Origin of the sequence: Cohaesibacter celericrescens (assembly GCF_002866925.1) — a bacterium.
GTDB lineage: Bacteria > Pseudomonadota > Alphaproteobacteria > Rhizobiales > Cohaesibacteraceae > Cohaesibacter > Cohaesibacter celericrescens.
In genome coordinates this window covers 1-11,450 of sequence record NZ_PKUQ01000030.1, presented here as the reverse complement: position 1 = coordinate 11,450, position 11,450 = coordinate 1, and the positions used below count along the sequence as shown (strand labels likewise).

Here is an 11,450-nt window from a genome sequence, read left to right as displayed (position 1 = left end):
GTCAATTGCCCGCCAGAGCCAGTGCCTTTTGCCACGGATCGTGATCACAACTTCATCCATGTGCCATTTGTCGTTCGGCCGCGGACGATCCCGCCGAATGCATTTTGCGAAATGCCGACCAAAGTGATTGACCCAAAGACGGATCGCTTCACGGCTAACAGTGATACCGCGTTCGGCCAAAAGGTCTTCGACATCGGCAGTGCTCAAATTGAAGCGGTGATACGCCCAAACGGCGTATGATATGATCGCTCGCGGAAAACGGAATCCCTTAACACGAGGCAAGACTGCAAAATTGTTCATCGCATTCGACTACAAGATACCGAAGGTGGAAACAACTTGGCAATGCCTCCTGTTGACCTTGACGTCACCAAATCCTGCCGGTTGCTGTGGCTCCCTGATTTGCGGGTAACAAGTTGAGCCTGAGCCCGGAGAATAGTTCACGTCCGGCGCCTGCATATTTGTCGGATAGATCAATATAAGCAGGCTCTCGTTGCGAGATTTCACTCTCATCGAGGCATAATTCAAGTGTACCAACAATGCCGTCAACACGAACGATATCACCATCCCTGACTTTGGCGATGGGGCCGCCATCCAGTGCTTCGGGGATTACGTGAATGGCGGCCGGTACAGTGCCGCTGGCGCCCGACATACGGCCATCCGTCACGAGAGCTACCTTGAAGCCACGAGACTGCAAGATCGCCAGAAGCGGGGTGAGCTTGTGTGCTTCGGGCATACCCGCAGCCTTGGGGCCAAGAAAGCGAACAACCACGACCACATCTTGATTAAGCTGACCGGCCTGAAACGCCTTTTGAACATCTGCCTGTGACGAAAACACCTTGGCAGGAGCTTCTATGATATGTCGTTCCGGAGCAACGGCTGACACTTTCATAATGGCCGTCCCAAGGCTGCCGGAGAGAACCTTCAACCCGCCATTTTTGCTGAACGGTTCTGTTACCTTGGCCAGAATCTTCGTGTCAGGTGACTCATCGGGCACTGGTGTACGCTTTATGACACCCTCTGGGGTGAACGTTGTCTGGACGGCATAGCCTCTAAGACCAGTTCCATAAACTGTGTGCACGTCTTCATGCAGTAGTCCCGCATTCAACATGATCCACAAGGGGCAGTTCTCGACAGACGGTCAATCCGCATTTCATCAATTTGCTGCACTCGCAGAATAGCTGGGTCCAGCAGCGCCGTCGTCATCTTGGCGCCACCAAAGACCGAGACCCATTCGCCGAACTCCAATTTGGTGGTGATGATGACGCAGTCCAAGGCGGCGTTGTTGGATATTGACATGAAAGATTCTTTCACGTAGCGCAACTTTATTTCATGTTGCATACTCTCGCTCAAGTTCAAGCAAGGCAAAAGAAAGCCAGCCGAACAAACTGCCAATGGACTGATCTCCTTGCATCGCTAGGGGGACGGCAGATACTTATTTAGGGAGTAGAAACGTGAAAAAAATCGTAGTCAGCGCCATTGCACTTGCCGCAGTGGCCTTTACCGCAGCAAGCGCCAGCGCAGGTACTATCCGTCTTAAAATGGGTGATGCGCTTTCCAAAGACCATCCAACCAGCGTTGCTCTGCAGTACTTCATTAAGGAAGTGGAAGATAAGACAGATAAGGGCGTTCGCATCAAACTGTTCCCCAATGCGGTACTTGGTTCTGAACGTGAGGTTCTCGAGCAGCTGCAGAATGGTGCTGTAGACATTGCGCGTGTTAGTGCATCAAACTTGGAAAACTTTAATTCCATTTATTCCGCATTCACGCTGCCATATCTCTTTGAAAGTGAAGATCACTTCTATGATGTTCTGGGTGGCCCGATTGGTGAAAAAATCTTTGGTTCAACTCACGAAAGCGGTTTTTCTGGCCTGACTTTCTTTGATTCCGGTGCACGCAGTTTTTACACCAAAGATAAAGCGATTAACACACCTGACGATCTTAGGGGCCAAAAGGTTCGTGTGATTAATAGCCATACTTCTATCCGGATGGTCGAAATGATGGGTGGTACACCCACTCCATTGGCGTATGGAGAAATCTACACAGCTCTGCAGCAAGGTGTAATCGACGGCGCTGAAAACAACCCAACAGCCCTGACGCTTGGTCGGCATGGTGAAGTTGTTAAATTCTATGCGCTTGATGAGCATACCCGTATTCCTGATTTCATGGTTATTTCCAACAATGCTTGGGAAAAACTAGATGATACGCAGAAAAAAATCGTCAAGGACGCTGCTGTTAATGCAACCAAATATCATCGTGAAATTTGGGGCAAGGCAGTGCAGGACGCTTTGAAAGAAGCACAGGAGAAAATGGGTGTTACCGTTTCTTATCCTGACAAAGCTCCATTCTTGGAAAAAGTAATGCCAATCATCGAAGAATATCGCAAAGATGCTGCTATCGACGAGCTCGTCGGTGCGATCTTGGGTGACAAATAAGTTTAATGACGAAAGGCTCGGGTATTCCGCGCCTTTCTTTTTATGAAACGGTATATGATGAAAGAACAATTTGAACTTACCGGCAAGATTGCCGTCGTTACTGGTTGTGATACCGGACTTGGCCAGGGCATGGCCGTTGGCCTTGCTAAAGCAGGTTGCGAAATTGCTGCTGTCAATATTGTTGAGCCAACAGAAACCAAGGCACTCATCGAAGGCTTGGGCCGCAAATTCTTAGATATCCGCGCCAACCTGATGAAAATAGATGATATTCCTGACATCGTTTCTAAAACAGTTGCTGAATATGGTCGCATTGACATTCTGGTTAATAATGCGGGCATCATTCGCCGTGAAGACGCTGTTGATTTCTCAGAGAAAAACTGGGACGACGTGATGAACATTAATATCAAATCTGTGTTCTTCCTGTCTCAAGCTATTGCTAAGCAATTCCTCGCTCAGGGCAAGGGTGGTAACATCATCAATATCGCTTCTATGCTATCGTTCCAAGGTGGCATTCGTGTTCCATCCTACACTGCATCCAAAAGTGCGGTTATGGGCGTTACCAAATTGTTGGCCAATGAGTGGGCTAAGCATAACATCAACGTCAATGCGATTGCACCTGGTTACATGGCAACAAATAACACCGAAGCCTTGCGCGCTGATGCGGTACGCAGTGCTGAAATTCTTAGCCGTATTCCTGCCGATCGTTGGGGCTTGCCTGAAGATCTGGCTGGGCCTGTTGTTTTCCTTTGCTCTCCTGCATCGTCTTACATCAATGGTTATACCATTGCTGTTGATGGCGGTTGGCTCGCACGCTAACGACCTAATGCGGCATTGGGTTGCATTTTTATCTACCGCATGAAAGCTCCTCCCTTTCATGCATTTGACTGAAAGAGTTCCCCCCCTCCCGAACTCAGTTTCAGTTGAACTGCGATGGCTTGTTTGCATGTTTTGCACGCCATCGCAGTTTTGTATTTTAATGCATTATTTCAATGACTTCCCCCTTTATTGGTTGACTGTCTAAATGAAAATTTCTTTCATATAGCACAACAATATTTCATATTGCATAATAAATTTCATACCTGGCATTGATGAGGAGTTTTGATCGTGCTTTCAGACCAGTTGCTAAAAGAAAAAATAAAAGCTGTTGTTTCCGGGCTGGCTGCCCTGCGCGACGAAGGCAAATTTAATGAACCCAATCTTGATGGGGCCGCCGGAGACTATGTGAGTTTTGACTCATGGGAATGGCCTCAGGGTGTGGGCCTGTATGGGCTGGCGCAGCTGTGGTTGCGCACCGGTGATCAAGAGTCTCGTGACTTGCTAGAAAGCTGGTATGCCAAGCAGCTTCAGCAGGGATTGCCTGAACTTAATGTTAATACGACAGCGCCTATGCTTGCTTTGTCTCTGCTTTGGGGTGAGACCAAAGACGAGAGATGGCTTAAACCGATAGATGACTGGGCAAATGCTGTTCTGACCATGCCACGCACTGAAGTCGGTGGTTTTCAACATAATGTGTCTGATAAAATCAACGATGATGAGCTGTGGGATGATACCCTGTTCATGGTCGCCCTGTTTCTTGCCAGCTATGGTGAGTGTTCGGGACGGCGTGAATTGGTTGATGAAGCCGTCTTCCAGTTCCTTGTGCATACCCATTATCTATGTGAGCCGGAAACTGGTCTTTGGTTCCACGGGTGGACCTTTGATGGTAATCATAATTTTGCACGAGCACGCTGGGCGCGTGGTAACGCGTGGATTTCTGCAGGTGTTCTTGATCTCTTGGAATTGGCTGACATTGGAGAAAGCAACAAGCGTTTCCTTACCACTATTGTCACAGCTCAGATCAATAAACTTCTCGAGTATCAAGCGCAAAGTGGTGCATGGCATACGCTTATTGACGATGACAGCTCATATGAAGAAATTTCAGCAACGGCTGCCTTTGGTTACGCTTTGATGAAGGGCGCACGCCTTGGTATTGGTCCTGAAAGCTGGAGAATGGCTGGTTTGAAGGCGCTTGAAGTGGTTGTTGAGAATATTGATGCTAACGGTACTGTTCAGAATGTGTCCTATGGAACGCGGATGGGCCATGATTTGCAATTCTATAAAGACATTCCTCTTGAACCGACGGCCTACGGTCAGTCCATGGCGCTTCTGTGCCTTGTTGAAGCTCTTAACCACATCAAATAACCAGCTGGGTCGGAAATCATGTTTGTAAATACGCTTTATGGCGCCTCTCCACGGGACATTAAAACCTATGATAATCAACGTTTGCGCGAGGAATTTGTTGTTCCTGACATGTTTGTCGCAGACAAAGTGTGCCTGACTTACACCCATGTGGATCGTATGATCGTCGGGGGGGCTCAGCCAGTAAATGAAACACTTGAAATTGCAAGTGGTGAAGCACTGGGTACCGAGACCTTCTTTGATGCCCGTGAAATGGGCATAGCCAATCTTGGCGGTACTGGCAGCATCGAAGTGGATGGGGTTCGCTTCACGTTGGAGCATCGCGATGTGCTATATGTTGGTCGCGGCACGACAGGTATAAAACTGTCCTCTAAAGCATCTGAGAAACCTGCTAATTTCTATATGAACTCGGTTCCTGCTGGTGAAGATCTGCCCGCAGCTCTTATCAAGGAAGCTAATGCCAAGCCGGTTGTTCTAGGTGAAGAAGAACTGTCCAACAAACGCACGTTGCGTATGTATATTCATCCTGAGGTTTCTCCTTCCTGCTTGCTTCTTATGGGGATTACTGAACCTGCAAGTGGCAGTGTTTGGAATACTGAGCCGCCGCACTTGCATGAGCGTCGCATGGAAGCCTATTGCTACTTTAATATGGCACCTGAACACCGAGTTATGCATTTTATGGGTGAGCCAAGTGAAGTGCGTGCAATACCCATTGCAAATCTTGAAGGGCTGATTTCTCCTGCTTGGTCCATACATATGGGTGCAGGCACTGGTCCTTATTGCTTCGTTTGGGGCATGACCGGTGAAAATAAAGCCTATTGGGATTTTACCCCTGTCGAAGTAAGCGAGTTACGCTGATGAATAGTCTCGAACAGGATTCTAAATCGGATTTCCTACGGCGCCCACTGGCGATGGGTGCACCAATCACATATTGGAATGTCAGCGCGATTGCTGAGGAACAATATGATGTTGAACCTAAAGCGATGTCAGGCGAGATGGATGCGCAGTTCTTTCTAACCAAAGAAAAGAACTTCATCCCGCATGAGTATCCATGCCGTACCAAGTTTGTTGAAGATTATCGTGACAAACGCCCGTTGGTTCGGGATGAACAATCAACCGATCATGTCTGGTTGCCATTCGGTTCACCTCGTCTTGATCTGTCTGGGTTTTGGTTCCGGGCTACACGCCTTGCTGCATGGGCGCAAACCTGTATTGATGCAAAAACTGCGGGTAAAGCGAGGCTGAAGTTACGTACGTGTGGTGGCGCTGTTGTATGGGTAAACGGCAAGGGCGCGACAGAAATCTCTACTTACGTTCGTAATTACGAGCAGGATGTGACGTTTGAAGTTGAGCTGGAGGAAGGCATTAACGAACTGAAGATCTTCTTTGATGATCTGGCAGAACGTGATACCCGCTATTTCTTCCAGCTGGACTATTTGTCTGGGCCGGACGCTCAGATTGCGCTACCGGTGGCTTCAAGTGCTGCAGTGGCAGGGCAAATCGAAACAGCTCTTGACCGAATCCACTTCTCCAAACCTGCCTATTCAGCGGGGGATGTGGTTATGATCCTTCCTGCCACGGTTGATTGTGATGTGGATGTGACCATTACGGTGGAAGGGGATTTTCTCAGTCAGGAAAAGCAAATCGTCAAACGCACACTGAAAGCGGGCGAGGAGCTAATCAATGTGGGGCATATCGAAGAGTTCCATAGTGACTTTCGTCACTTTGAAGTTTGTTTCACTGCAGATGGTTTTTCTGCGGAGCGGCCTTTTACTGTTGAAGTGGCGCATTGCGAAGCACAGAGTGATGTTCCTACGACACAATCTGAGCGTGTTGATGAAGCCTTCCAGCATGTCGCACATAAAGGCTATGACGATGCAATCTCCGCTTTAGCTCGGCTTGCAGTTGGCCTTGGTGATGCAACAACAGAGCGCATGATCCGTGCATCTCTGCCAAAGATCACAGCTTGTCATGATTGTGCTGATTTCCATTTGGTGCCGCTGCTCTTTGGGCGTATTCGATATGGCCATTTGTTGAGTGATACCCTGCTGGCAGAGATCGATGCCGCGACACTTGAATTTCGTTATTGGCTAGATGAGCCGGGTAACGACGTGCAGTGGTACTACTCAGAAAACCACGCTCTATTGTTCCACACGGCTGCATATTTGGCAGGGCATTTCCATACGGACAAAAGCTTTGTTCGTTCTGGAAAAATTGGTAGTGAGCATTCAGCCGCTGCGGCTAAGCGGTTGCGCGCATGGTTCGATCATTTCGAAGAATGGGAAATGGCAGAGTTTAACTCTGTGCCCTATTTCCCGATTGATCTGAAGGGGCTGGCCACACTGGCCGCACTGGCTCATGATGAAGATATCAAGGCACGTGCAAGACGAGCGGTCCTACGCCTCATCAAAATTGTGGCTTGTTCTGCCCACCACGGTATCATGACCGGAGCACAGGGACGTTCCTATGAGCATACCCTGATGGCGGCAAGGACTTCTGAGTTATCCGCGATTGCGCGTGTTCTTTGGGGGCGGGGTTGGTATGGCCGCTGTTTCCATTGTTTACCTCAGGTGCTTATTTGTCTTCGAGATTTTGATCTGCAAGTACCGCAAGACTATCGCGATATAGCTATTCTTGAAGGTGGCCAGGCGCAGGAATGGGTCTTTGCACAGGCTGAAAACAAATTCTCCAAACTATATCATTACAAAACTTCCAGCACCGCTATGGGCAGCGCTGTGCGCTATCGCTGGGGAGAGTGGGGGTATCAAGAAACCATTCTGCAGTTACGAATTGGTAAAAATCCAGATGCCCAGATTTGGGTCAATCATCCAGGTGAAGAGATTCATTGTGGATTTGGTCGCCCGTCTTATTGGGGTGGATGCGGCACTTTGCCCAGGGTGCATCAATATCGTGATCTTGCCATTGCGATTTTTGATGCCCATGAAGATCAGCCTGACTTTTCCCATATCTGGTTTCCACAGAGTGTCTTTGATGAAGTGGAAATTCTAAACAAGAGAGTATCTGCCCGCTCTGGAGACGGTTATGCTGAGGTCTTGGCTGGCAGTGCCCTTAAAATGGTAACCCATGGGCCGACGGCCAATAATGAGTTGCGCCAATATGGCCGTAAAACGGTGTGGATTGTCCGTCTAGGCAATGCTGCACAGAATGGTTCATTCTCTGGATTCAAAACCCGCTTCTCCGATTTGGCTTTTAGTCTTGGGGATGATGGAGTGATCACAATAGAAGATGCGGACTATGGGACTGTCGCTTTTGCAACAGATGGCATCATTCAGGCTGAAGGCCGCAATCTTGATCCTTCCAATTGGACTGTTGAAGGTTTATTCACACAGCTTTGATACCACTTTGCAAACCTGTTTCATCACAGAATCAAGAAGCCGCGCATCATTGATGTGCGGCTTCTTGATGCATATTGGGCCTGTTATTGGCTTTTCTTGGGAGAGGTTTTGGCCTTGCCTGCCTTTTTGCAGGGCGCGTCAGATTCGCGCGGTACAAGTTTGCAATATAGTTCTACACGTTTGGCAAGGCGATCAGGCTCTACCAATTGATCGCGCAGCATGTCGATGGCCTGCATACCTATTTCCTGCATTGGAATATGTACGGACGTGAGTGGAGGGCTGGCGAATTCGCCCTGTGGAAGGCCGTCCATGCCGACCACCGAAACGTCGTCCGGCACCTTTAGCCCCTTGTCCATAAGCCCCATAATTGCTCCAAAAGCGAGGCTGTCACCAGCACAAAGCACTGCGGTGAAATCTTGCCCTTTGGCTTCGATGTGATCGCAGATCGCTCTGCGGGCGGCTTCTGGTGTCCAGTCTTCCACATCGACAAGTAGGCTTTTCCAGTCAATAAACCCTTTTCCGACAATGCGGTCACGCCAACCTTCTAGGCGGCGTTCAATGGTTCTGCGGCCCCGATGGGCCATGAACAGGATTTTTTCATGACCTTTTTCTCCCAGATAGCTAGTCGCGCTCGCCGCAGCTGCTCTATTACATGGGGTGATGCTGGATAGTTCCATAGATGGATCATCGCCATTGACTAAAATGACGGGCTTGGAGAAACCTCTAGTTTGCGCCAGCATGGTTTCATCATCCATAGTAATGAACAATAGACCAGCAATGTCATCATCCTGCATAGCTTGTTCTAGCAACGTTTGTTCTTCGTTCAGATTGGCAATGGGCCGAGTGACTATTTCTGCGCCAAGGATATCGGCCCGTTTGCGGATGCCTTCTAGCACATAGGTTGTGAACTGTTGCCTTTGATGATCTAGCATGGCAACCGCACTGGCCGCCACGACTACCTTGGCACCAGCTATGGATGTCGGTGTGTAATAGTTGAGCGTTTTGGCCGCTGCCAAGACCTTTTCTCGCAACTCGGGGCGTACGCCAGGGGTTCCCGACAGGGCGCGGGAAGCCGTGCTCATGGAAACGTCGCAATAGGCTGCCAGATCAACCAGTCGTACTTTTTGTTGTTTCATTTTTTTCATATGAAGATACTCCTGACGAGCGAAACTGAAATTTTGTTTCATATAGCAATTTTATTTTCTTTATTGCATAAAAGGGTCAATATGAAAACAATTTTGGACGGGTTGCAAGCTATCGATACAATTTCAACAATCTATCAATGCGGTTCCGCCCGATACACCTAACAAAACAGGAGGAATAGGGGTGCTACTGAAGTTTAAAACCGGCTTGGAGTCGGCTCTTGCTGCGCTGACATCCTTCATGCTAGCCGTGATGGTGTGCCTGATGCTTTGGCAGGTCTTCACACGTTATGTGTTGCAGACTCCAGCTCTATTTACCGAAGAAATGCTGCGATTCACGATGATCTGGATGGCGTTGCTCGGCTCGGCCTACTGCTTTGGTCGTCGCAAGCATTTATCGCTGGTATTTGTTCTTGAAGTGCTCTCGCCGCCAAAGCGCCGTGTGGTTACCATTATCAACGACATTATTGTGTTGTGTTTTGCCTTCTTCATTCTCTTCCTTGGGGGTATTCGAGCGGTTGAATCAACTATGCAGCAGTTCTCGCCAATTCTGCGCGTGCCGATAGGCTATGTCTATTTAATCCTGCCAATTACGGCGGTGCTGATTTTTATTCTGCAAAGCTTGAATATGATCGATGTCATCCAGAATGGTGACAGATCCAATACTTCCCAAAAGAAGTCTTTAGAAGAGGCCTAAGTTATGGATGTTATTTTCAACTATATCGATGAGTCGCTCTTTGCCGCGGTTTGTCTTTTCATCTTCTTCTTTTGGATGTTGGCGCAAGGGGTTGCTATTTCAGTAGCGATCGCGGTTTCATCTATTATCACTGGCTTGTTCTTTTTGCCATTCAATACCGCTTTCTTCATCGCCACGCAGAAGATGTTTGCGGGGATTGACAGCTTTACACTGCTGGCTATTCCTTTCTTCATTTTGGCCGGCAATATTATGAACAAGGGCGGCATCGCGATGCGTTTGGTCAATTTGGCCAAGCTCTTCGGTGGGCGGTTGCCCGGCGCGTTGGCCCATACCAATGTGATTGCCAATATGTTGTTCGGGTCAATCTCAGGATCTGCAATTGCGGCTGCGGCTGCCGTGGGTGGCACTATGGCGCCCTTGCAGAAAAAAGAAGGTTATGAACCGGAATTTTCTGCCGCTGTCAACATTGCCTCTGCTCCATCGGGAATTCTGATCCCGCCAAGCGGTCCACTAATCCTATATTCTCTGGTTTCTGGTGGTACGTCGATTTCGGCACTGTTCTTGGGCGGTTATGTGCCGGGCATTTTAATGGGGCTTTCCATCATGATAGTGGCTTCCATTATCGCATGGAAGCGCGGTTATCCTCTAGCGGATAAGGTGTCTTGCAAGCAAGCGTTCTTTATAATCCTTGATGCTCTGCCGTCCTTGATGATGGTTATTGTGGTGATAGGTGGTATCGTGGCGGGTATCTTCACTGCCACAGAAGGGGCAGCGGTTGCTGTGCTATATTCATTCTTGTTATCGCTGATTTATCGTATGGCGACGGTGAAGGAATATTTGGAAGTGCTGCGCGCTTCGATGGAAATGAGCGCCTCGATTTTGTTCCTGATTGCGGCGTCGGGCATCATGTCCTATGTGATGACGATTACGTCTATTCCAGATGTTATCGCCGATGCATTGTTAATATTTGATAGCCCGATTGTGATTTTCTTGATCATGAATCTGTGCCTGCTTATCATTGGTTTTTTTATGGATCTGACACCGGCGGTGCTTATCTTTACACCGATCTTCTTGCCCATTGCGCAAGAACTGGGAATGGATCCGGTTCACTTCGGTTTGATGCTGATCTTTAACCTAGGTATTGGCTCGATGACACCGCCAGTGGGTAGTGTGCTGTTTGTGGGCTGTGCAATCGGTGGAGTGACTATCGAAAAAGTAGCTAAACCACTGATGCCGTTCTTCTTTGTGCTGATTGCGGCTCTGATGCTGGTTACCTTCTTCCCAGTATTGACCACTGGCCTACCAAAATTATTGGGCTTAATGTAATCAGTCATCACCTCGAAATGTGCCTCGCGGTATTTTGATATCGCGGGGCATTTTTATGGGCCTGATAAAAGCCTGAGCCCCCCTTCCAACCAGCAACAAACAACTTGGCAATACCAAAGGCATCATTCGAAGTGCTACGAAAAAAACTTCTATCTCCGCCAGAAAAAGTGTAAAATGGTGCGTCAGTCGAGGTTCAGGATATCACAGACAAATTCCGATCTTTCCAGAGCCGCATAGAAGTTTTCCTCTGCTTCTGCTGGCGGAATGTTTCCGATAGATTCTAGCAAACGACGATTGTTAAACCAATCCACCCATTCCA

General features: G+C 48.5%; 10 protein-coding genes and 1 pseudogene. 7 read left to right on the top strand and 4 right to left on the bottom strand.

Annotated elements, in window-relative coordinates:
• The 3 genes and pseudogenes from C0081_RS14275 to C0081_RS23890 form a co-directional block, all read right to left on the bottom strand.
• Positions 1 to 300, bottom strand: a pseudogene (locus C0081_RS14275) (DDE-type integrase/transposase/recombinase); the annotation flags it as partial.
• A 64-nt stretch (positions 301 to 364) separates the two neighbouring features.
• Positions 365 to 1,108, bottom strand: coding sequence for a dihydroxy-acid dehydratase domain-containing protein (locus C0081_RS14270; RefSeq protein ID WP_101534519.1), 744 nt, complete (start codon positions 1,106 to 1,108; stop codon positions 365 to 367).
• Positions 1,102 to 1,296, bottom strand: coding sequence for an ATP-binding protein (locus C0081_RS23890; RefSeq protein ID WP_425349481.1), 195 nt, complete (start codon positions 1,294 to 1,296; stop codon positions 1,102 to 1,104). Before C0081_RS23890 ends, C0081_RS14270 begins: the two co-directional genes overlap by 7 nt.
• A gap of 155 nt (positions 1,297 to 1,451) precedes the next feature.
• Here C0081_RS23890 and C0081_RS14260 point away from each other — a divergent pair, with 155 nt between their 5' ends.
• The 5 genes from C0081_RS14260 to C0081_RS14240 all read left to right on the top strand — a co-directional run bounded on the left by C0081_RS14260 (position 1,452) and on the right by C0081_RS14240 (position 7,966).
• A complete protein-coding gene (locus C0081_RS14260) occupies positions 1,452 to 2,432 on the top strand; it encodes a TRAP transporter substrate-binding protein (protein ID WP_101534518.1) in 981 nt (326 codons plus the stop codon).
• A 57-nt stretch (positions 2,433 to 2,489) separates the two neighbouring features.
• The gene (gene kduD, locus C0081_RS14255) at positions 2,490 to 3,248 is read left to right on the top strand and encodes a 2-dehydro-3-deoxy-D-gluconate 5-dehydrogenase KduD (RefSeq protein ID WP_280952880.1); all 759 of its coding nucleotides are present in this window, start codon (positions 2,490 to 2,492) and stop codon (positions 3,246 to 3,248) included.
• Positions 3,249 to 3,536: 288 nt separating this feature from the next.
• Positions 3,537 to 4,613 (top strand): beta-galactosidase BglB, encoded by a 1,077-nt coding sequence (gene bglB, locus C0081_RS14250; protein WP_245417956.1) that lies wholly within the window; start codon positions 3,537 to 3,539, stop codon positions 4,611 to 4,613.
• Positions 4,614 to 4,631: 18 nt separating this feature from the next.
• The gene (kduI, locus tag C0081_RS14245) at positions 4,632 to 5,468 is read left to right on the top strand and encodes a 5-dehydro-4-deoxy-D-glucuronate isomerase (RefSeq protein WP_101534516.1); all 837 of its coding nucleotides are present in this window, start codon (positions 4,632 to 4,634) and stop codon (positions 5,466 to 5,468) included.
• Positions 5,468 to 7,966, top strand: a complete 2,499-nt coding sequence (locus C0081_RS14240) for a hypothetical protein (protein ID WP_101534515.1) — start codon at positions 5,468 to 5,470, stop codon at positions 7,964 to 7,966. Before kduI ends, C0081_RS14240 begins: the two co-directional genes overlap by 1 nt.
• Before the next feature lie 83 nt (positions 7,967 to 8,049).
• Here the strand turns inward: C0081_RS14240 and C0081_RS14235 are convergent, their stop codons facing one another.
• Positions 8,050 to 9,111 (bottom strand): LacI family DNA-binding transcriptional regulator, encoded by a 1,062-nt coding sequence (locus C0081_RS14235; RefSeq protein WP_101534514.1) that lies wholly within the window; start codon positions 9,109 to 9,111, stop codon positions 8,050 to 8,052.
• 181 nt (positions 9,112 to 9,292) lie between these two features.
• Here C0081_RS14235 and C0081_RS14230 point away from each other — a divergent pair, with 181 nt between their 5' ends.
• The gene (locus C0081_RS14230; protein WP_101534513.1) at positions 9,293 to 9,805 is read left to right on the top strand and encodes a TRAP transporter small permease; all 513 of its coding nucleotides are present in this window, start codon (positions 9,293 to 9,295) and stop codon (positions 9,803 to 9,805) included.
• A 3-nt stretch (positions 9,806 to 9,808) separates the two neighbouring features.
• The gene (locus C0081_RS14225; protein WP_101534512.1) at positions 9,809 to 11,131 is read left to right on the top strand and encodes a TRAP transporter large permease; all 1,323 of its coding nucleotides are present in this window, start codon (positions 9,809 to 9,811) and stop codon (positions 11,129 to 11,131) included.
• Positions 11,132 to 11,450: the final 319 nt, after the last annotated feature.

Coding starts and splice junctions, on each gene's coding strand:
- C0081_RS14240 (WP_101534515.1), top strand. CDS start 5,468: ATGAATAGTCTCGAACAGGATTCTAAATCGGATTTCCTACGGCGCCCA.
- C0081_RS14235 (WP_101534514.1), bottom strand. CDS start 9,111: ATGAAAAAAATGAAACAACAAAAAGTACGACTGGTTGATCTGGCAGCC.
- kduI (WP_101534516.1), top strand. CDS start 4,632: ATGTTTGTAAATACGCTTTATGGCGCCTCTCCACGGGACATTAAAACC.
- C0081_RS14270 (WP_101534519.1), bottom strand. CDS start 1,108: ATGTTGAATGCGGGACTACTGCATGAAGACGTGCACACAGTTTATGGA.
- C0081_RS14225 (WP_101534512.1), top strand. CDS start 9,809: ATGGATGTTATTTTCAACTATATCGATGAGTCGCTCTTTGCCGCGGTT.
- kduD (WP_280952880.1), top strand. CDS start 2,490: ATGAAAGAACAATTTGAACTTACCGGCAAGATTGCCGTCGTTACTGGT.
- C0081_RS23890 (WP_425349481.1), bottom strand. CDS start 1,296: ATGTCAATATCCAACAACGCCGCCTTGGACTGCGTCATCATCACCACC.